The 21802-nt window shown below is 57.9% G+C and carries 17 protein-coding genes and 1 pseudogene; 9 read left to right on the forward strand and 9 right to left on the reverse strand.

Annotated features, from left to right (window positions below):
• The first annotated feature begins 151 nt into the window (after window positions 1-151).
• Window positions 152-394 (forward strand): hypothetical protein, encoded by a 243-nt coding sequence (locus K227x_RS11970; protein WP_145177786.1) that lies wholly within the window; start codon window positions 152-154, stop codon window positions 392-394.
• A gap of 33 nt (window positions 395-427) precedes the next feature.
• A complete protein-coding gene (aroA, locus tag K227x_RS11975; protein ID WP_145169708.1) occupies window positions 428-1810 on the forward strand; it encodes a 3-phosphoshikimate 1-carboxyvinyltransferase in 1383 nt (460 codons plus the stop codon).
• A 28-nt stretch (window positions 1811-1838) separates the two neighbouring features.
• Here aroA and K227x_RS11980 read toward each other — a convergent pair whose 3' ends face one another.
• The 3 genes from K227x_RS11980 to K227x_RS11990 are packed head-to-tail and all read right to left on the reverse strand — an operon-like array spanning window position 1839 to window position 4858.
• The gene (locus tag K227x_RS11980) at window positions 1839-3683 is read right to left on the reverse strand and encodes an alkaline phosphatase D family protein (RefSeq protein ID WP_145169710.1); all 1845 of its coding nucleotides are present in this window, start codon (window positions 3681-3683) and stop codon (window positions 1839-1841) included.
• Window positions 3684-3728: 45 nt separating this feature from the next.
• Window positions 3729-4058: a hypothetical protein gene (locus K227x_RS30490; protein WP_218933948.1), complete on the reverse strand. Its 330-nt coding sequence runs from the start codon at window positions 4056-4058 to the stop codon at window positions 3729-3731.
• 29 nt (window positions 4059-4087) lie between these two features.
• Entirely contained in the window at window positions 4088-4858 is a 771-nt protein-coding gene (locus K227x_RS11990) for an ankyrin repeat domain-containing protein (protein WP_145169712.1), read from the reverse strand.
• 235 nt (window positions 4859-5093) lie between these two features.
• On the opposite strand from K227x_RS11990, the gene K227x_RS11995 reads away from it, so the two are divergent.
• Window positions 5094-5933, forward strand: a complete 840-nt coding sequence (locus K227x_RS11995) for a hypothetical protein (protein ID WP_145169714.1) — start codon at window positions 5094-5096, stop codon at window positions 5931-5933.
• A gap of 47 nt (window positions 5934-5980) precedes the next feature.
• Here the strand turns inward: K227x_RS11995 and K227x_RS12000 are convergent, their stop codons facing one another.
• Both K227x_RS12000 and K227x_RS12005 read right to left on the reverse strand, forming a co-directional pair.
• Window positions 5981-7948: a cytochrome c3 family protein gene (locus K227x_RS12000; protein ID WP_218933949.1), complete on the reverse strand. Its 1968-nt coding sequence runs from the start codon at window positions 7946-7948 to the stop codon at window positions 5981-5983.
• A gap of 43 nt (window positions 7949-7991) precedes the next feature.
• Entirely contained in the window at window positions 7992-9884 is a 1893-nt protein-coding gene (locus tag K227x_RS12005; protein ID WP_145169716.1) for a hypothetical protein, read from the reverse strand.
• Between the two features lie 378 nt (window positions 9885-10262).
• On the opposite strand from K227x_RS12005, the gene K227x_RS12010 reads away from it, so the two are divergent.
• The 5 genes from K227x_RS12010 to K227x_RS12030 all read left to right on the forward strand — a co-directional run bounded on the left by K227x_RS12010 (window position 10263) and on the right by K227x_RS12030 (window position 18698).
• Entirely contained in the window at window positions 10263-11195 is a 933-nt protein-coding gene (locus K227x_RS12010) for a hypothetical protein (protein WP_145169717.1), read from the forward strand.
• Window positions 11196-11225: 30 nt separating this feature from the next.
• Window positions 11226-12854, forward strand: coding sequence for a cytochrome c3 family protein (locus K227x_RS12015; protein ID WP_145169719.1), 1629 nt, complete (start codon window positions 11226-11228; stop codon window positions 12852-12854).
• 17 nt (window positions 12855-12871) lie between these two features.
• Window positions 12872-14302 (forward strand): cytochrome c family protein, encoded by a 1431-nt coding sequence (locus tag K227x_RS12020; protein ID WP_218933950.1) that lies wholly within the window; start codon window positions 12872-12874, stop codon window positions 14300-14302.
• Window positions 14299-16068 carry an NAD(P)H-dependent oxidoreductase subunit E gene (locus K227x_RS12025; RefSeq protein WP_145169723.1) on the forward strand — a complete coding sequence of 590 codons (1770 nt, stop codon included), beginning with the start codon at window positions 14299-14301 and terminating at the stop codon, window positions 16066-16068. The genes K227x_RS12020 and K227x_RS12025 overlap by 4 nt, the downstream gene beginning before the upstream one ends.
• Window positions 16069-16187: 119 nt before the next feature.
• Window positions 16188-18698, forward strand: coding sequence for a cyclic nucleotide-binding domain-containing protein (locus tag K227x_RS12030; protein ID WP_145169724.1), 2511 nt, complete (start codon window positions 16188-16190; stop codon window positions 18696-18698).
• Between the two features lie 158 nt (window positions 18699-18856).
• Here K227x_RS12030 and K227x_RS30495 read toward each other — a convergent pair whose 3' ends face one another.
• Both K227x_RS30495 and K227x_RS12035 read right to left on the reverse strand, forming a co-directional pair.
• On the reverse strand, window positions 18857-19018 hold the full coding sequence (locus tag K227x_RS30495; protein WP_218933951.1) for a hypothetical protein: 162 nt from the start codon (window positions 19016-19018) through the stop codon (window positions 18857-18859).
• 38 nt (window positions 19019-19056) lie between these two features.
• Entirely contained in the window at window positions 19057-19269 is a 213-nt protein-coding gene (locus tag K227x_RS12035) for a hypothetical protein (protein ID WP_218933952.1), read from the reverse strand.
• A gap of 26 nt (window positions 19270-19295) precedes the next feature.
• On the opposite strand from K227x_RS12035, the pseudogene K227x_RS12040 reads away from it, so the two are divergent.
• Window positions 19296-20659, forward strand: a pseudogene (locus tag K227x_RS12040) (IS3 family transposase); the annotation flags it as partial.
• 249 nt (window positions 20660-20908) lie between these two features.
• On the opposite strand, the gene K227x_RS12045 reads toward K227x_RS12040, so the two are convergent.
• Together K227x_RS12045 and K227x_RS12050 are read right to left on the reverse strand one after the other, a co-directional pair.
• Entirely contained in the window at window positions 20909-21466 is a 558-nt protein-coding gene (locus K227x_RS12045) for a hypothetical protein (protein WP_145169728.1), read from the reverse strand.
• A 144-nt stretch (window positions 21467-21610) separates the two neighbouring features.
• Window positions 21611-21802, reverse strand: a complete 192-nt coding sequence (locus K227x_RS12050; RefSeq protein WP_145169729.1) for a hypothetical protein — start codon at window positions 21800-21802, stop codon at window positions 21611-21613.

Consider the following 21802-nt stretch of genomic DNA (forward strand, 5'->3'; position numbering starts at 1 on the left):
TTTCAAGGATTTGCTAAAGTCGCCCTTCCGGGGGAACGCCTCTAGATGGCATGAAGGGACTTGGGCCGCAGGATTCGCGGCCTTCTTATCTTTTAGAACGCGGAAAATGGAGTTTCCCAGCGTGCCTGATCTTCCCCAAATTACAGCCATCATGGATGCTATTCTGCTACCGTTGATGGGAAGCGTTGCGTTGGTATTCGCCAAGATGACCCAAGGCGAAGCCGCTAGATGGGCCGAAAAACAGTTTTTCGCCGCTCTGGTCGTGATTACGATCGTGACCGTCCGTACCGTCATCATGTGTGACGAAACGTGGCTGCTGCACACCGCGACTTTGGCCACCATGATCGTGGGCGCGCTTGTGGTTCCCGGATACGATTCGTCGCTTGCCACTTAGACCGTTGACAATCATTCGCCACCCGACGCTTTGATGCCTGACCCAGATCCCACCGCGATCCCGTTCGTTGAAATCGTTCCGCCGGGCCGCGTGGATGGTCGCATCCGCCCGCCGGGTAGCAAAAGCCTGACCAATCGAGCCCTGATTTGTGCGGCCTTCGCCGACGGGAACTCGATTTTGACCGGGGCGCTGCGGAGCGAAGACACCGAAGTAATGATCGACGCGGTCCGATCGATCGGTATCAGCGTCGATGTCCAGGATGGCGGTCGGACACTGTCAGTCGATACGTCCGGACGCAGCCGTGGCGGTTCGCCCGATCAACCGACCCAGATGTTCATCGCCAACAGCGGGACAACCATCCGCTTCTTAACGGCGGCACTGTCTGCCTTTGGTGGTTGCTATCGTTTGCATGGAGTCGATCGCATGCACCAGCGACCCATCGGGGACCTGGTCACTGCCATCGACGATGTCATCGATGGATCGATCGCTGCGGTGTCCGCCGGTGGATGCCCCCCGGTTACCATTTCATCCAACGGGTGGAAGGGAGACCGTCTTTCGGTCGCAGGCAGCGTCAGCAGCCAATACCTGAGCGGATTGATGATGGCCGCGCCAATTGCCAATAGTCATTCGGCCACCAGTGGTCATTCGACTGCCGCGAATTCATCCCCCACCAAACGAATCGACGTCGTCGGTGAACTGGTGTCGCGACCCTACGTCGACATGACGGCCAAAGTCATGCAGTCGTTCGGCTCGGACGTCACCATCATCGATCACGATTCATCGGTCGCTGTGGAGACGGGCGCGGCGGCATACCAAGGCGTCCAGTACGCCATCGAACCGGATGCGTCGGCCGCCAGCTATTTCTGGGCGACGGCGGCCATCACCGGTGGCGAAATCACGGTGGACGGTCTGTGTGCGAATGCGATGCAAGGCGACGTGGGCTTCGTGGATGTGTTGGAAAAAATGGGATGCCAAGTCCGGCACACCGATGATTCGATCACCGTCATCGGCGGCCCACTGAAAGGCGTCGACGTGGACATGAACGTGATCAGCGATACGGTGCAAACGTTGGCCGTCGTCGCCCTGTTTGCCGAAGGACCGACTCGTGTTCGCGGAGTGGCGCACAACCGATTCAAAGAAACCGACCGCATTGGTGATCTGGCGTGCGAACTTCGCAAGCTGGGCGCACGCGTCGATGAACACGAAGACGGTTTGACGATTCACCCGCCGGTATCCCCCACCGCGGCCACGCTAGAGACTTATCACGACCACCGGATGGCGATGAGTTTTTCGTTGGCAGGTCTGAAGATCCCGGGAGTCAAAATTTTGGATCCCGCCTGCACGGCAAAGACGTACCCCGAGTACTTCGCCGACTTGGAACGATTGATTGGCCACGCGCATCGTTGGTCGCGTTAGCAGATTCGTAGGCGTGCCGATCGGCTGGTCAGTGGTCGATGCTGACCGTTTCGGAATAGGCCAGTTCGCCGGTGCGGCCGTCAAAGTATTGAAAGATGACCTGGGGATGCGGGAACGCCACCAACCGTTTGCCGCCTAGTTGTTGCGGCATGTTGAACACATTGTTGATCTGCACGACACAGTAGTGCGGGTACATGCGTTCCATCCGTGGCAGGTCGGGCAACAGATAGCTGCTCCAGCGGATGTCCATTTCCCGTGGACCGAACTTCCATTTGCCGGTTGCCGGTCGGCCGCTTTCGTCCAGGTCGGGGACGTGGTTGACGCTGTTGTGCGGCCCACAGCAGAACTCCCACACGTTGTCGGTCACCTTGATCGCAAAACTATTGTGCAGGTCGCCCGTCATCACGAACACTTTTTTGCCCATCGCATCCCACGCATTGATCAATTTTTCGCGTTCGTCAAAGAAACCGGTCCAGGCTTCTTCTTTGTTGGCCGAATCGGCTTCGAAACCGCCGGCCCCGCTGTGGGGGATCATGAAGGGAACCGAGGAAATCACAAAGTGAAAGTCGGCGTCGCTGACCTTCATCGTCTTTAGCAGCCAATCGTGCTGAGCTTGTCCGAGCATGGAAACGCCCGGTTTGTCACGCTGGGACACATCGTGCATGTCACGGTGGCCGCGAGTATCAAGGATGTAGAACTCGCAATTCGCCACACGATAGTTGCCATAGCTGCGTCGACCGATCGAATAGCTGATCGATTCGTCATCTACTTTGGCTGGCATGTGCAGTCGCAAACGATGCGGGTCGATCACTTCGACGATGTCGTAGACATAGGAATTGGCGGCGCCGGAATCGTCATCGAAAACCATGTCGTTCACGCCGGCTTCGGGCGTGCCCCAGTGGACATGCAAGTTCGACATTTCATGAATCGGCATCGCGGAAAAATCGGCTTCGGCATCGTACAAGACGTCGCTGCCAGCCTTCATCGCGCCGGTGCTGAAGTGAACTGGGTGGTCGAACGCCATCGGGTTTGCCCAGCCCAGGTAGTCGAACCAACCCTGAGTTCCGATGTCACGGAAAACCGTTCGGCGATGTCGTTTCCCGGCTTCACCGGATCCCCAGATGTCGTTCACCAATTCATGGTCATCGAACGTGAACATGCTAGGCACGTGACGATGCCATTTGGCCAGTTCGACGCCGCGGCTGAGATACAATTTGTAGTTTTCCCAAACGCCGACAATGGTGGGGGCAACCTCGACCACTTTGGGGTTTTCCTGGACCCCTTGGATCAATCGCCATGCTTCGGCGGGGAAGGTGCGAAGTTCTTCGTACAGCCAATCGCCGTTCATGATGTGAAAGTGGACTTTGTCCGCCCAGTCGGCGTTCAAGTGTTCGTAGGTGGTCATCCGGTGCCCGGCGCCATGCAGCGGGTTTTGGTTAGCACAGGACCCGATCTGGAATCGAAAATTGAACAGTCCCGCCGGGTTGTATTCGGCGTTGCGTGATTCTTCTTTGCTGGGCAGGGTGATGAAACTGCCGGGCAATCCATGCGGCCGCTGGTTGACCCAGATTTGATAGTGGTATCGGGTGTCGGCCTGTAACCCAGTCAGAGTCAACCATCCGGTAAGGTCGTGATCGATCGACGTCGTGCCGGGCGAGCTGATCTGGTTCAGTTTGTCAGCGGCGGTTCCATAGTGAACCTCGAATTCGCCCGCATCGGATGTCCGCGCCCAAACCCGAACCGTGCTATCGGTCGGGACCCCTAACATCGGACCGTGCGTCAATCGGATGGGATCACGGTGGGCCGTCTGCGCCATACTTTCCAAATTGGCAGAAAGGCACACGAGGGCCAGCAGGCAAAGTCGAAACGTCATGGTGTGGCTTGGCAAGAGAAGATCAGAAGGGAAGCGAGCGCTTCGTCAGAATCTGATTTTAGAGTATCCAACCCCGGTCAGGGGCCTGTGTCGACCAAGCCAATCATGGACCGCGTGTTCATTCCCGTCACAGGCCCGCCACCAAGCCACCCACCAACGTCCCGAATCCGCGCCCTCGCCCTCGCCCTGCCCCTCGTAGTCGAACCCGAACCCGAACTCGCCCTCCCCCTCGAACCCGAACCCGAACCCGAACTCGAACCCGAACCCGAACCCGAACCCGAACCCGAACCCGAACCCGAACCCGAACTCGAACTCGAACTCGAACTCGAACTCGAACTCAAACCCAAACGCGCCTCCACCGCAACCCAAAACCAATCCATCAACTCAACCGACCAACCTTCCGCCTACGGCAGCAGATCGGCAACCGCGGTTTTCCCCGCATTGTTGGCATGATCCTTGGCCGTGTCATTGTCGGCATCGACAACCGATGCGTCCGCGCCGGCGGCCAACAGTGCTTGGACCACTTCGGCTTCACCGAGCGCCGCGGCCGTCATCAGGGCCGTGAATCCTTCGGTCGTTTCGGTGGCGTTCACGTTGGCTCCCGCTTCGATCAGCGTTTGGACGGTTTCCACGTAGGGTCCCGACGATGCGTGCATCAGAGGCGTTTTGCCCTCGAAATCTCGTGCGTCAACGGCGGCTCCTTTTTCCAACAGCAGTTTGACGACGTTGGCGTGGCCGTTGTAGGCCGCCATTAGCAGCGCCGTGTACTTGCGATCGGGATCGGCCGAATTGACATCCATGCCCGAGGAAAGAGCCCGGCGGACGATGTCGATGTTTCCGTCGTGGGCGGCGACCCGGAATGCTTCGCCGCTGTACTGGACCGTGGACGAATCGCTGGTCGATTTCGGACTGCCGGCGTCCGATGCGGCATCTTCGCTGGCATCGCCATGGTCGTGATCCTGCTGGTGATCATGGTCGGCGGACTTGACATCCACTTCGTCAGCCGATGGCTTCGACGTCTCTCTGGCAGCATCGGGCGTTGCGGAGCTGTCCGCAGTGGGCGACACCGATCCGCCACAACCGGCCGTCAGCGCGACAACCATGACAATGTTGGTCCAGATGCTAATCGTCAACTTGCGGACCCCGGGCAGTTGATTTGCAGAGTTTCTATTCATGGGCTCCAGCTTACCGGATCTTCGCCGATCCGATCAGTGGATCCCCAGCCGATCAGCGGCCTGTGAGTCGATGAGGAATTGTTTTCGATTTTTGGGCGATTCGAAGAAACCAAGTTTCTGGGCAAGTGTTTCAAATGAGTCGGAAACGCAATCAACAGCCCCCCGATGCGACTTCAGACCGTTCGCACTCACGGTCAACGACGTCTTGGCCCCATTTAGGCGAGCCCATCTACCCATGTCACTGCTACAAAAACTGTTCCTTGGTTGTGTCGTGATCCCTGTCGGATTCACCACTTTGACGCCCGCGATTTCCGCCGATGATTCCGTCGTAGCGAAGCGTCGCGTCGGCTACAGCGAAGTCCGTCCGGACTGGTCACGATCTTGGGTGATCGTTTCCAAGGCCGCATTCTGGCCTCTGTGCTACGAATCGATGGAACAACTCAACAGCGCCAAAGAACTGATCGGAAGCGGCAAGAACGAGGAACTGGCGACGGCACTTGAAAAGTGCGAAGCATGGCTGAACCTTTCCGCTTCGGCGTCGATGACCGATGGCAAAGGTGGGATTCAGGATGCCGCTAGCATCTTTGGAATGGCCGCTGACGAACTCCGCTCTGGCGAAGCACCATTCACCGACGATCAGCTGAAGTCATTGATCGACCTCGGGTTTGTCTCCACCGCCAAGTCGCACGTGATGCGTGCGAAAGCCTTCGATGCGGGCAGCGGCAATGCCGACGATAGCAAACAGAAAGAGAACACGAGCACTAAAGTTCTGAAGGAAACAGCACGCGAGATCGCGGCCGAAAACCTGGATCGCGCCGCCGCACAGTATCGCTTCGATACCGTTCAATCCTTTCGTCACCTGGTCGTTGCGCAGGCCTACGTAGAGGGTGCGGTTGTCAGCGGCAAGGTAAAGGTTAGCGAAGAAATGTTGGCCACGATCCCAGAATTAGGTGCCCAAGCATCTCCTTGGGAAATGGGCGACTACACGGTGCACGAAATTCGTACACGTATCGATGCGATGCTGCCGGCCCTTTCCGCGATGCAAACCGTGCTGAAAAAAGGTCTGCCCGAGTAGTCTGACGACCACTCTGGCACCGTCACCGCCCAGATCCAATCTCCCGTTCACCGATCTCGCCTGAGATCGGATCGGGTTGGATCGGCGGATTCGCTTGACACTCGGCTCAACGCAACCGGGACCGTTCTCTCGGTCGATTGCTGGTCGGATTGGGCAACCAATTGGTTGCGAATACGCGTCAATGCTTGGACCAGTCGATCGGGTTCGAACGCAGCTCGGTGAACCAAATCGGCTTCCAATGCTTTGGGGTAGATGAACTGTTCGCGTCCGGACGGCAGCGCCGCTTCCACTCCGGTCACGGATGCGACACCCAGGTCAGCGATCTGTTTCTCGATCGCTGGATCCAGTGGCGAACCTTCGCTGCGCAATTCGTCTGCGATCGTTTGCACAGCCCACACGACTTGGCGTGCGGAATCGTAAGTCAGCATCCGTTGCTTGGGTGTTCGAGTCAGTCCCAGCAACATTTGTTTGGCGATCCGCTCGGTGACCGGTTTTCGTTCGACTTGCTCGATGGCCACTGCGATCTGACGGCGAAGTTGTTCCGCCACACCGCTGACCCGATCTGGATCGCCGAAGGGGCGGTCCGCGAACAGCCCGGTCAATTGGTTCTGGTTGGCACGCACTTCGTTGACAGGTTCCTTCGTTCCGGCCGCGTAACCATAGAACTGAAGAGCCAGGGCCAGCAGTGTGTCGGGCCATTCGTTTTCGCGGGGACGTCCGGGGGCGCCCGGAAACCCACGCCGCTGGCGGTCGCTGTTGCTGGCCAATTCATGATGGCAGGCCGCGCAATCGTACAGCGAATAGTCTGCCCACTGGTGCGAGTTCGCCGATTCGATGTACAGGTCCAATGCCTGGGCACGGGCGACCAAGGCGCCGACCAACATCTTGCGTGTGTTCCAGAAAATTTTGTCGGCATCAACCGTCTGGGTCAGTCCCGGATAGTTGGTGCGGAAGTACTCGTCGCGCCCGGCGGAATCTTTCAGCGAAGACGACAATTCCGATGGGGTCTGCCAGTGTTGTGGCATCTCTTTACAGAACGCCTGCAGTTCGATCGACGGAATCGGTGGATGTCCGGCGGCGTACATTTCGTGGGTCACAAACATGTTCTTGGATCGATTGCCGACGTGACAATCGAAACAGAGTTGTGCTTGGTTGGATGTGTCGACAAGATCTCGCATGCCGGCCGCGGTTTTTTGATCAGGCGGCAGCATTCGCCACTCAGACGCCGTCGTCAGCGAGGCGTGATCGCTGACCCATTTTTGATTGTCACCGATTTGGTGGCAGTACAAACAATCGATGCCCAGTTGTGAATCGTCGTGGGACGACAGATCAAAGCCTTGGTCGCCCTTCTGGTAGCCGCCGTGACAGGTCAAACACTGGTCGCGGAACTTTTGGTAACCCGCCTCTGTCTTGACGCTTCCCGAACCCCACAGCTTGTCGCAGATTCTGCGGCTAAGAATGTTGCTCTCACCGATCCATTGTTCCGGGACCTTGGTGAATCCGATCTGGCTGAGATCGACCGGGCGATTGTTTCTTTGCAACGCTTCGATCGCGACGCCTTGTTGGCGTTTGACCCGAGCCATCAATTTCATCAGTTCGTCTTCGCTTTGCTGGTCCGCGAAGGGCTCGATTCGACGGCGGGCGATCGTGTGCTTGTCGTTGGTCAGCCATCGATCCATTTCGATACGACGCGCAAAGTCGACAAACAATCCGGCGATCAGTTCCTCGTCCGTGGGCCCCCGGAAATGGCAACTGACACAACCTTCGACTTTGGCGGAGGTGATCCATGTCAAATAGACCGGGTCGCTTAGCCGCTGTTCCAACGTCGGCCCGGAATCTTGGGCCGAAACCGACACGGGGCTGGATAGGGCCAAAGCAACGGCCAAGGCAGTCGCGGCGCACGCCAACGGCGCCGTCATTCGAGCGGTCACGATCCGATTCATGGCGGTTCGATCGGTTGCCTTTCCCATCAAGCCGGCGGCCCAATCGGAGCGGTGGTTTGGTGTCTGTCCCATCGTGCGTTTGTTTTCGCGATCGAGGTCGTCCGACGATGGCTCGCTAGGGACGAGCCTGTTGACGTTTGCGTTGCTCTTCCAGCAACTGTTCGTCGGATTTGATTATGCGTTTCGGTCTTACCGTTTCCTTGGCCTTCGTTTCGGTGGGCATCGCTTCGGCGTTTGGATTGGTCTGTTCAAACTGTCGCTTTCGTTCCGCTTCGGATGCTGTCCAACGTGCTTCGATCCGTCTTAGGATCGATTGCAGTTCGATTCGCATCGATTCCGAAATCGTTTCGTCGTTGGTGCGATCGCCGACCGCTGATGTCAGCGGGTGTCCAGCGTCCAGGGACACCGGTCCCAACCAGCCCGCGATTTCGATTCCCAATCGCATCGTGTCGTTGACCGAAAGAGTCGGCTTCACGCCTGCGGATCGTTTTGCGTACCGGCTGACGTCGATCATTTCCGGATAGCGTAACCCATTCCGCATCCGGTCCGCACTGTTTTTGATGGGGCCATTCCACCCGCCGGGCCAGCTTTCCCGGGCGGCAACGGCCGCCAAGTAGAACTGGACGGCTGATTCCCACGTTTGGAACGTGTTTGTTTTTCCTGCGGCCGAAGCGACCACGCGGCCAAGCCGATCGCTGCGGAATATTTGCCGTTCTTGGATCCCGGCCGTCCCGTCGACCCATCGTGCCAGCGCCTGGCGGGCGGCGGCGGCCTCACCGGCGACGTGCGACGCATCCGGTGCAGGCCCCGATTCCATTTGGTCACGAACCTGGTCCAGCGCGGCCAGCAACTCGAAATCTTGTTGCGTGCCCGCACCGGTTTCCATTCGATAGTTGATCAGCCAACGTAGACCTGCGTCATTCCATTGGCTGTATCTGCCGACGGCTTTGCGAGTATCGGTGATCGGGCCTCGCTGGTTATCCAGCCCAAGGTCATGGTGGCAAGATGCGCAGTCCAGCGAAGCGAGTTCCGGCCATTGGCTCGCGGTATGCCCATCCATCGCACGGGTCTGCAACAGCGATAGCGATGCGTCGGTTGCGGCAACCTGACCCGCCAACCACAACTGGGCTTCGTATCGGGTCGAGTCCGCCGCTTCGTCGTCACGCCAGTGTTTGGGTTGCCAAGCATGGAAGGTCGCAAATTCGTATCGCAGTGCCGGATGCCCTGCCGCGATGATGTCGTGGTTCATGTCACGATCTTGATCGCCGATATGGCAGGATGCGCACATGCGAGCCCGGACGTACAGATCGCCGGCTTCGACAAATCCTTGTCCGGTGGCGTCCTGGGACGCCCAGTCATTCGCGAAATGGGTCTGGATCCAAATTTCGCTGGGGCCGTGGCACGCCGAACAACCGACTCCTTCACGTTGGAATCGATGGACGTCGTCTGGCATGCTGGCGATCGGCTGGTCGCGACAAACGGCACCAGCGACTTCGTGGGTGTTCGCGTGGCCACTGGTTCGTGGTTCGTTGTACCGACGAGTTGAATTATGGCAGGACAAACAGTTGTCAAAGCCAGCCTGGTCAACGATCTGGTCCCCCACCATGATCTTCAACCGCTTCATCATGTCGACGCTTTCATCGCCACAGATGGTTCGCCAGCTATTGGCGTGCGGATCGTTCTCTAGCCACAGCGAGTATTCCGATCCGCGGCTTGCCCAGGGCTGGGCAATGCCCGGTCGAGGCCCCGCGTGGCAGCTAGCGGTGGCGCAGGACTGTGCACCGTTGATCTTTAGGTCTTGCCGCAGCAGTGGGCCATGCCACCGGTCCAAGGTGCCCGGAATGATTGGCGAAACAGGGACGAATCGACCATCGTCAATGCCAGCGATGTCAGCCTGCGGGAATGATGGGTACTGGCCCATCGCCGGTGGTTGTCCGATCACGAACAGACCGAGCGCAAAGAACGCCTGGAAGGTTCGAGCAAATTGATCGGATCGGATGAACCACATAATGACTAACGGGGCGTCCGCGGATAGTTGGATGGGGTGGGCATCACCCCGATGTCCCCCACATCAGTCCCTATCGGCACCACCGTTGGCTGCAGCATGACCATTCCCGCATCGTTACGAGTGTCTAAAGCGTTTCCAGCCAATGAATCGGACTAACCGGAATAGATTGACATCCGCGATCTTTGCGATGTAGCTAGTTTGACTTGCCCACCGATTGGGATTAAACATGTCGCACGAACGGGTGGGAGAAAAAGAGACGCCGGGTAGCGGTTTTTGTTCACGATTGCTTCCTGTTCGGTCGCAATATCGAAACGCTGATTCCGAGCCGAAGGGCCAATAAACGTGTTGATCAATCGCGGCCAATCCAGACTACATCTGATGTTCGGAATTCCGACGCTGTTGGTGACCCTTGGCCTGATCGTCATCTATGTTCGCGAATCCATTTCGGCAGGTCAGTGGGTCGGTGGCGGCAGCGGCAGTGGTTTGTTGTGTGGAATCGCTGCGGGATTGGTCATCGTGTTCGAAATGTTGCTTTGGCCACGCAAAGCACTTCGTCGGCTCCGGTTGATCCCCGCCAAGTACTGGTTGGCTGCTCACCTCTGGTTTGGTTTGGCTTCATTGCCGCTGGCCATTGTTCATTGTGGGTTTCATTTGGGCGGATGGCTGCCGACCACGTTCATGGTGTTGTTCGTGTTGTGCATTGTCAGTGGCATCTACGGGATGATTGTCCAGAACGTGTTGCCCAAGTGGATGCTACGCAACCTGCCATCCGAAACGATCTACAGCCAGATCGATTACGTGTCCGAGCAGGCGGTCGAGGACGTTCGGCAGTTATTGATCAGCGCTTGTGGTCGAGTAATGTCGGCCGACGACCGGTTGACCGATGAACCTGAAATCGAAGCTGCCAAATCCACGGCGGTGATCGTGGGCGCTTTGCGTCAAGCGGGCAAAACCAGCGGTCGGACGTTGCAGACCCGACGCTTCAAATCGGCAACGGCCGATCGCGACACGCTTTGGACGGCATTCGAAGAGATCAAGCCGTTCTTGCTGACCGGCCGCTTGGCAGAAACTCCGGTCACCGACCAACGCAATTCGTCACAATGGTTTTCGCGTCTGCGAGGGGTGTGCGGGGAAGAGAGCGAATCGATCATCGACGTGCTCGAAAGCACCTGCCAACAGCGACGTCAATTCGATGTGCAGGGCACCGTCCACCGCTGGTTGCATGCGTGGATCCCCATCCACGTCGGCCTTGCGGTCGCTGTCACCGTTCTGTTGGCGGCCCATGTTTGGACCGCACTGAAATACTGGTAACGTTCGTATTGGCAACGGCGAAAGAATCTGATGGCTCGCGAAACCGGCAAGCAACGATCTCAACGAATCCAAATCGACTATTTTCGTCGCCGCGGTGGTCTGCAGACCTTTCGCACGGTCTGCATTGCGATCGGACTTGTCGGTGCGGGGCTGTACGCTGCCTTTGTCCTAGCCTGGGGCGGCGGTTCGCAGGTTTCGACCGGCCAAATCGCTCGTCCACACGCCGCGTTTCAAAACGATTGCCAACTGTGCCACGAAGATTTTACGCCCATGGATTCCGAGGCGATCCAGCTTGACCTGACGATGGTCGGTGTCAAACGCGAAGCATCGATCGGACGTTTGGAAGCGGCTTGCCAGGCCTGTCACCAAGTGGGCGACCACTATCGCAATGCGATGACATCATCGTTCCGGCTGCAAGACCAAAACTGCGGTGCCTGTCATTCGGACCATCAAGGTTTAGGACATGATCTTAGCGCGGTCGCCAACCAAAAATGTGCGGTCTGTCACGCCAAGCTCGCTGACACCTGCAAGGCAGCCCCGACCATCAAACCGGATGTGGCATCGTTCACCAAAGCTAGCCACGGGGACTTTGCGTCCCTGATGACTGATGACATTGGAACGATCAAGTTTGATCACCACCAACACCTGATGCCCGGTCAAGTCGACGATGGTCAAAAGGGGGCGTTTACCATTGAAATGTTGGACGCCGCGCTACGTCCGCGATACCGGAAAACGGGCCAGTCGGATTCCGATGCGGTGCAACTGGACTGCGCCAGCTGCCACACCTATGCCGGCAATCCCGACGATCTGGCGCGTTACCCTGAACGATCCTTGATCGCTGATCACGAATTGGGACGCTACATGGCGCCCGTTTCGTATCGCCAGCACTGTGCGGCTTGTCATGCGATGAACCCAGGCATCGCGACCGCCGACACGACTCCCATTCCCCATGCGGTTGCATGGTCCCAAGTGGATCTGCTGATCGCGGCCGACATCGTTGGCGTGCGATCAACCGGCCAAGCGCGCGGCGCCGGGGATGACACACAATCCACCCCGCAGCCGGGCGAAGGGATCGGCAGCCGGATCGACCGCGACGAAGCTATCTCGGCGAAGTTGGTTGCTGCTAGAAAACAGATCGAATCTCAATGTCTGAAATGCCATGACGATGCGTCGATCAGTGACACGGCGATCACTGCGGCATTGGATGGCACTGCCGCTCCGATGATTCCGCCTCGCTGGTTGATGCATGGGCTGTATGATCACGCCGCCCACCGTGACATCGATTGCCGATACTGTCACCAAGCTGCCTACCCGGTCGCCGGATCGCCCCCCCGACCAGCGATCGATCATACGATTGTGATGATCTCGGGGATCGAAAGTTGCGACGGTTGCCATCGCTCGGCAACGACCCCGACGCCCGCTTCGTTAGCCAACCCAAGTGTTGCCAACATGCTGCGCGGACAATCCACTTGGGCGGCCGACGATTGCACGATGTGCCATCGATATCACACCTCGGGTGCGCCGGCCAACCAGACCGAATCAGCCAACCTGAACGAATCGGCGATCAGTGATCTCGGCAACGAGGCCAGCGTCCACGCTGATATCCACGCTGATTTGCGAGACGCCATTTCCGCGGTCTCTGCGGGGGCGACGCCATGACGTTGAATGCCGTCGGCGTGAAACCATTTCCATCGCCGCCGTTGCTGGTTGTCGGTTGGTGGGGCGCCGGGATTCTGGCGATCGCGTTGTGGACATCCACGACAAATGCCGCGGAACCGATCCGATGGGTGGGCAGCGATTCCTGTGCTACGTCGACATGCCACGGCAACGTCGAGGGCCGTGGCCCGGCATGGAACCATGCGATGTCGACTTGGATGGCCAACGATCCGCATGCCGGCGCAGGCGACGTGCTGCGAAGCCAACTCTCACGCCGAATCGTGTCCCGGCTGAACCCGGCCGCGTCGCAGTCGCCGGATGAATTGGATCGCACACTTCGAAAACGTTGCATCAGTTGCCATTTGACCGCGACCCCCCAGGACTGTGACGATGACGCCCTACTGCCGCCCGACTTTGTGGCGGCCGGCGTATCCTGCGAAGCCTGTCACGGACCGGCCGGGCAATGGTTGACGGCGCACACGGGCCGTGACTGGGTGGGGGATTCTCGATTCAGCAATGGGCTGGGAATGCGAGACACCGAGTCGATCATCGGTCGGTCGGACACGTGTGTTCGTTGTCACATCGGTTCGCGCAGCGAAGATTCGATGGTCCGCGACATGAACCACGATTTGATCGCCGCCGGTCATCCCGCGCTGCGGTTTGATCTGCTGATTTACAACCAAAATCTGCCACCGCACTGGGATCCCCAAGGGGAACCCGAGCGACCGTTCATGGAATCGCCGATGCGAGTTCGATCGGTCAGCCGTGCAATCAATTTGGCCACCGCCGCAACGTTGTCGGCACAGCGGGCCACCGCTTTCGTTGCCGACCACAGCGTGCCATGGCCAGAGTTCGCTGATTACGACTGCTTTGCCTGTCACCAATCACTTTCGATCGAAGAATTCAAATTGCCGCCACGTGATCGGACCAAGTCGCCACTGCATGTCAGCGACGGTTTGCCGGTTTGGAATTCATGGCACACCGTCCGGCAACTGGAACTTCGCGATTCACCTGACTTGCTACAGAAACTTTCGCCGCATCAAAGTGATCCACCGCAGATTGCCAAAAGTGGTCTTTCCTTGGCTCAAAAGTATCGCCAAGTTGCCAAGTCCAAGCTGACCGAGACCGCCAAGCCCTATGATTCGATACGCGATGTCCTGCGATTGATACGGACTCGGCAACCCGTGGATTGGCACGAAGCGGCGATTTTGTATTTGGATCTCGACGCGGCAGGGCGTCAAATCGCATCCCAAGATGATAGCGCTGATGCCGGCCGCGAAATCCTGTTGGGATTAGAGGATGTGGAACGCATGCTTCGGTTCGACCCCGATCGGAGCGTCGACCAACCGTCCGTGATCCATTCACCGGCGGCCTTTGATCCCGCCATGTTCGGCCCCACGCTGGACAAGATTTTTACCGACAAGCTGCCCACCAACCTTGAATCGCCATGATCATTCCGGCCCTTTATGAACGGCAAAAGAAACGTGGCGGCTACCTAACCGACGCTGATATGAATTCGGTGGCGGAAGAACTTGGCGTTCCGCTGCACCGGATCCATTCGCTGGTGACGTTCTTTCCACACTTCACCACCACGCCTCCGCCCAAGGTCGAAGTTCATGTCTGCCGCGACATGAGTTGTCACTTGAACGGATCGGTACCGATGACGGGCGAAGTTGCCGATTGGGCCAAACAGAAATTTGGATCCGACGTGCACGTATCGGGGGTCTCTTGCCTGGGACGATGCGATCGCCCACCGGCGGTGATGATCAACGAGCAACTGATCGCGTCCACGTCCGCCCAGGACTTGAAGGATGCGATCGACGCTGTGATGGACGACCGGCCACCCAATCTAAATAGCGACTGGGAACTGGCGCAGGCCAAAGTCGGCCAGTGGGACATGGATGTCTACGACGGCAAAGGTCGCTACGACATGGTCCGTGACTATGTCAGTGGTGGCGGTGATCCCGACAAGGTTTTGTCGGCACTCGAAAAAGCAGGGCTACTAGGGATGGGCGGTGCCGGTGGTCGTGCCTATCTGAAATGGGGCGACGTGATGCGTGCCGAGGGCACGACGGGTGAAAAATTTGTCGTGTGCAACGCCGATGAAAGTGAGCCCGGTACGTTTAAAGATCGCGAGATCCTGCTTGCCGCACCCCACCTGACGATCGAAGGGATGATCATCGCGGCGCTGGTCACCGGTGCGACGCGAGGCTGGATCTACATTCGCCACGAGTATCCCGAACAGATCCAGAAGTGCCGCGAAGAAATCGACCGTGCCGTCGCATTGGGGGCCTGCGGTCGCAATATCTTCGGCAGCAGTCGCTCCTTCGAATTGGACGTCTTCCCCAGCCCCGGTGGTTACATCTGTGGCGAACAAACGGCGCTGATCGAAGCGATGGAAGACAAACGGGCCGAGCCCCGGAACCGCCCGCCCGAATTGATGACCAACGGTTTGTACGATCAACCGACGCTGCTATCCAATGTCGAAACCTTCGCCTGGGCACCGGCGATCCTGAAAGACGGCGGCCAGTGGTTTGCCGATCAAGGCATCAAAGACGGCCCGTTGACGAAGGGATCCAGCGAACGGATGACCGGGAAACGGTTGTTTTCGATCAGCGGTGATTTGAATCGACCGGGTGTCTATGAAGTTCCGACCGGGACGACGCTGGGGCAATTGATCGATGACCACTGCGGTGGCATGAAACAGGGCAAATCGATTGCGGCCGTTGCACTCTCGGGGCCGTCCGGTGGTCTGCTGCCAGCAAAGATTCCCGTCCAATATCTCAATCGCCGTTTCGTCGAAGCAAACGTTCCGGCCGACGTCAAGGAAATCGACATCCGCGACCTGCCACTGGACATCAATGTCTCCCGTGCGGTCGGATACATGTTGGGCGCTGGGATCGTCATCTATGGCGAAGGTTGCAACGTGCTGTCCGAAGCCGTCGCGAACAGCAACTTCTATCGCAAGGAATCTTGTGGGAAGTGTGTCCCCTGTCGCATCGGGTCGGAAAAAATCACCGAGATGGGCAAACGACTGCTCGACGGTGACGTCGACGAATCCGAACTGGCGACGATGCAGCCGATTGCGATGCAGTTAAGCGGTGTGATGCAGGCGACCAGCATTTGCGGGCTGGGGCAAGTCGCCAGCAACCCGTTCCAGACCTTTCTGACGTATTTCCCCGATGCCGCTCGGGCGGCGTGCAAGAAAAAGTCCTAGCAACATCGACGCTGGGCCAGACCCCGTACTTTCCAGCGTGCTGAAACACCGCGTCACCCCACTGCCCGCCGCATTCCAACGGCTCCTGTTACTTGTTCTTACTTTGTTAAGTAGATCCCATGAGCAACGCGTCCGACCCCAGCGACAAGCCCGTTAGCTTTGACGTCACCGATTTGGTCGAAGGGACAAGGCCGGATGACGAAGGGTTGTTCGCGCGGGACGTCGACGGCCAACTGATCCGTGTCGAACGGGCCACCGCGTCGGAATTGGACGAAGACGTCGCGCTAACGATCGACGGGCGGGCGATCACGGTCAAAAAAGCGGTCCCCACCCGGGACGCACAAGGCAACATTATCCGTGACGACAACGGCGCGCCCAAGCCGCGGTTCACGACCATCTACGATGCGGCAAGCGAAGCGTTTGTTCGCAAACCGGGCGACCCGCATCCGATCCCCGCACTGTGTCACAAAGAACACTTGCCCCCGGTGGGCGTGTGCCGAGTTTGCGTTGTCGAAGCGACTGAAATGACACGGCGTGGACCTCGCAAAAAACTGGTCCCATCCTGTGTGCAACGGGTCAACGCCGGGATGATCGTCAACACGATCAATAGCGAAGCGGACCCCGATGCGGCCGAACGCGTCAAAGCATCCTGCCAAACAGTCGTTGAACTATTGGTTGCCGATCACCTGCCCGATTCGCAACAACACACCACGGGCAACGAATTGGCAGCCATCGCACAGCGGATGGGTGTGACTCAGTCGCGGTTTGCTGGTCGATCGATCCAACGTGGGCAAGACAACAGCAGCAAGATGATCATGGTCGACCATGACCAGTGCATCATGTGCGGCCGGTGCCAACGGGGCTGCAACTGGGTCAAAGGCAACAACGTGATCGGGCGCGCCGAGAAAGGTTACGAGTCGCGGATTGCATTCGACTTGGATTCACCCATGGGGCACAGTCACTGTGTTTCGTGTGGCGAATGCGCTGTCAGTTGTCCGACCGGTGCGATGCAGTTTCAGCCCTCGTTCATCGAAACCCAGATCAAACGTGTCCAGGACGACATGGTCGCCGAAAAGAAGGACGGCGAGATCGTGACGGCGGACGAGCTTGTCAAAATCGACCTGTTTTCGGGGATTCCGTACAAGTTTTTGCAGTTCAATGGTGCCGCGGTGGTTCGCCGTATGATGGCGCCCGGCGATGTCCTTTGCCGCGAAGGCGAATACGGATCGACGGCCTTCATCATCCTAGATGGCGAGTTCGAGATCTTTCTGAACACGACTCGTGGCGCCGTTCGAAACGAAAAGGCCAGCGGCCTGGCCGGTCTGTTGGGCGGACTGAAAACGGTCGTCGAAAAGGTGGGCGGCCGGGCGCGATTGGCCGACGTGGGCGCGGCACAGCTTTTGGACAACCAACGTATCCTGCGTAACAAAGAAGATGTCGTCCTTGGCGAAATGACGTGCATGAATCGCTATCCCCGTAGCGCCACCGTCGTCGCCACCCAGCCGGCCGAAGTGTTGGAAATCAAACGCAACGTGCTGTACATGTTGCAGCGAAATGCCGTCAGTCGCGAAATCTTGGATCGGGTCTACCGTGAACGATCGTTGCGAGGCCAATTGGCATCGTTGCCGATCTTCGATTCGCTTGATGAAGCCAACCGTAACCTTGCCGCCGACTACCTCAGCAACAAAGCCGATCTGGTGTCCGTGGATCCCGGACAAACCATTTTCAAGCAAGGCGATCTGGCAGACGACTACTACATCAACAAACTTGGCTTCGTCAAAGTCACGCAGGCCTACGGTCGTGACGAACGCGTGCTGAACTACTTGGGCCCTGGAAACGGGTTTGGCGAGATTGGTTTGTTGAGCAGTCTTGGCAACACGTTGAAAGAATCGCTGGGCGGCGAAATTCGACCGGGGGTCCGAACGGCAACCTGTTCGGCCCTGGATCACGTCGAATTGATTCGAATCCGTGGCGACGACTTTCGTGCCCTGCTGCAACAGTTTCCTGAATTGAAACAGAACCTAGCGGCGAAGGCGAAAGAGATTCTGCAGCGTGACCAGGAAGCCCGCAGCCGGCTGCAGGCTGTCGAAGCAGATGAATTCTTGGACCAGGGTTTGTACCTAGCCCAAAGTTTGTTGGTTCTGGATCTAGAACGCTGCACTCGGTGTGACGAATGCACCAAAGCGTGTGCAGACACACACGATGGCGTCACTCGGCTGGTTCGTGACGGGCTACGATTCGACAAGTTCCTGGTCGCCAGCAGTTGCCGATCCTGCATGGACCCGTATTGTCTGGTGGGCTGCCCCGTCGATGCGATCCACCGCGGCGGTGACTCGTTAGAGATCGAGATCGAGGACTACTGCATCGGCTGCGGCCTGTGTGCGGAGAATTGCCCCTACGGCAATATCAACATGCACGGGTTCGACAAGCAGGAAGTCGATGCCAAGGGCAAACTCCGCAGCGTCTATCAGGAAGTCGACGGAAAGAAGTTGCCAGTGGTTCAACAGCGGGCAACCACCTGTGACCTCTGTCGCAGCGTCGACGGAAAACCCAGTTGCGTGTACGCCTGTCCCCACGAAGCGGCGTTTCGGATGACCGGAAAGCAACTGATGGACATGGTCAGCCGATAATCGCTAGGCCAACCGCCCAGTCCAAACACGCAAACGTAGCGCAAGTCGCCAAGACTTTCGGCGTCCCCAGTATCCAGGGCCGAAACTCTTGGCGAGTCTCGCTACCAAGACTTTCGGCCATCCCCACCATCCAGGGCCGAAACTCATGGCGAGTCTCCCTACCAAGACTTTCGACCAACCGCATCGTCCCGTAGCGCAAGTCGCCAAGACTTTCGGCCATCCCCCATCATCCAGGGCCGAAACTCTTGGCGAGTCTCGCTACCAAGACTTTCGACCAACCGCATCATCCCGTAGCGCAAGTCGCCAAGACTTTCGGCCATCCCCCATCATCCAGGGCCGAAACTCTTGGCGAGTCTCGCTACCAAGACTTTCGGCCAACCGCATCGTCCCGTAGCGCAAGTCGCCAAGACTTTCGGCCATCCCCCACCATCCAGGGCCGAAACTCTTGGCGAGTCTCGCTACCAAGACTTTCGACCAACCGCATCATCCCGTAGCGCAAGTCGCCAAGACTTTCGGCCATCCCCCATCCAGCCCTCTGTGCCAACATGCGTGAGACAACTTTGAATTTCATCAGAGTTGAGGGCATGGAGCATTCGCATGACCGATACCGCCAACAAAAAAATTGAAAAAGATCCCGAGGTGACACAGAAAGCGGCCCGTCGCCGCTTCACCGCCGACTACAAACGCCGTATCGCCCTGGAGGCCGAAAGCTGTAGCGAGCCCGGAGAAATCGGGGCGTTGCTCAGACGCGAGGGAATTTACTCCTCGGTCCTGGCAAAATGGCGTCGTCAATTGCGGGAGGAATCATTGTCATCATCGAAAAAGTCTAACGGCAAAACTTCACCAGCCGATCAACTCAAACGTCTTGAACGTGAGAACGAGCGGCTCAAGGAGAAGCTCCGCCACGCCGAGCTGATCATTGACGTCCAAAAAAAAGTCTCGGAGATGATGCAGATACGATCACACGAGAAGGACGACTGACAGCCGCCAAACAACTGAGTGAAACAGTCGGCGTCGCGGCTGCTTGCCGTGCGATGAATGTGTCGCGTGCGACGTTCTATCGTCGCCGCGACCCCGATCGACAAGCCGCGCCGAGGCCGGCGCCCGCTCGAGCTCTATCACCGCAAGAACGCCAAGAAGTACTTGATCAACTCAACAGCGAGCGTTTCGCTGATCATGCACCACGACAGGTCTACGCCAAGTTGCTCGACGAGGGCGACTACCTGTGTAGCGTGCGAACGATGTATCGCATCTTGGCCGACAATCAAAGCACACGCGAACGACGAAACCAGCTGAAGCATCCCGAGTATCGCAAACCAGAACTGCTCGCCACCGCGCCCAACGAAGTCTGGTCTTGGGACATCACCAAACTCAAGGGCCCCGAAACATGGACGTACTACTACCTCTACGTGATTCTGGACATCTACAGCCGCTGCGTCGTTGGCTGGATGCTGGCCGATAGCGAGAGCGCCGACTTGGCCAAGCAGCTGATTGAAACCACGATCGACAAGCAGAACATTCCACCCGAACAACTGATCATTCACAGCGACCGGGGACCTTCGATGACATCTCACAGCGTAGCGCAGCTACTCAGTTCGCTGGGCGTCACCAAATCACACAGCCGACCGCACGTCTCCAACGACAATCCGTTCTCGGAAAGCCAATTCAAAACGATGAAGTATCGACCTGAGTTCCCCAAACGCTTTGGCTGTTACGAAGACGGCTTGCAGTTCTGTCGCACGTTTTTCACCTGGTACAACAACGAGCACTATCACAGCGGCATCGGGTTGCTAACTCCATCATCGTTGCACTTCGGCCGCGCCGAGGAAGTAACTGCCGCTCGCACGCAGACTCTTCATGGTGCGTGGAAAAAAACACCCGAGCGTTTCGTTCACGGAATTCCCAAGCCAGCAAGTGTTCCCCAAGCCGTCTGGATCAACCCTCCCAAACCAATCGATGAACGCAAAAGGGAAGCCCCCGAGCCAACCTGCCCGGGAGCTTCCGAAGAAACGTCTTTGACGCACCCTCGATCCGATTATCCCTTGGACGGTTGCGTCCCCGCAGAGCCGCCTTCCGTTTCACCGGACGAATCAACCTTACCACCGAAAACACCTTTGAACACCCGAGCGATGCCTGAAAAAATCCCGGGGGTTTGGGGGCTGGCCCCCAAGTGCGCTGGCATCAATCACTGAACCGTTTAGAAAGTTGTCTCAATGTCGTTGACACATTCCGCAGGGCCGAAACTCTTGGCGAGTCTCGCTACCAAGACTTTCGACCAACCGCATCGTCCCGTAGCGCAAGTCGCCAAGACTTTCGGCGTCCCCCATCATCCAGGGCCGAAACTCTTGGCGAGTCTCGCTACCAAGACTTTCGACCAACCGCATCATCCCGTAGCGCAAGTCGCCAAGACTTTCGGCCATCCCCACCATCCAGGGCCGAAACTCTTGGCGAGTCTCGCTACCAAGACTTTCGACCAACCGCATCATCCCGTTGCGCAAGTCGCCAAGACTTTCGGCCATCCCCCATCCAGGGCCGAAACTCTTGGCGAGTCTCGCTACCAAGACTTTCGACCAACCGCATGATCCCGTAGCGCAAGTCGCCAAGACTTTCGGTGTCCCCATCATCCAGGGCCGAAACTCTTGGCGAGTCTCGCTACCAAGACTTTCGACCAACCGCATCATTCCGTAGCGCAAGTCGCCAAGACTTTCGGCGTCCCCCATCCAGGGCCGAAACTCTTGGCGAGTCTCGCAACCAAGACTTTCGACCAACCGCATCATCCCGTAGCGCAAGTCGCCAAGACTTTCGGCGTCCCCAGTATCCAGGGCCGAAACTCTTGGCGAGTCTCCCTACCAAGACTTTCGCGCAAACGCATCATCCCGTAGCGCAAGTCGCCAAGACTTTCGGTGTTCCCATCATCCAGGGCCGAAACTCTTGGCGAGTCTCGCTACCAAGACTTTCGACCAACCGCATGATCCCGTAGCGCAAGTCGCCAAGACTTTCGGTGTCCCCATCATCCAGGGCCGAAACTCTTGGCGAGTCTCGCTACCAAGACTTTCGACCAACCGCATCATCCCGTAGCGCAAGTCGCCAAGACTTTCGGCCAT

The sequence above is a fragment of the Rubripirellula lacrimiformis genome (assembly GCF_007741535.1).
Taxonomy (GTDB): domain Bacteria; phylum Planctomycetota; class Planctomycetia; order Pirellulales; family Pirellulaceae; genus Rubripirellula; species Rubripirellula lacrimiformis.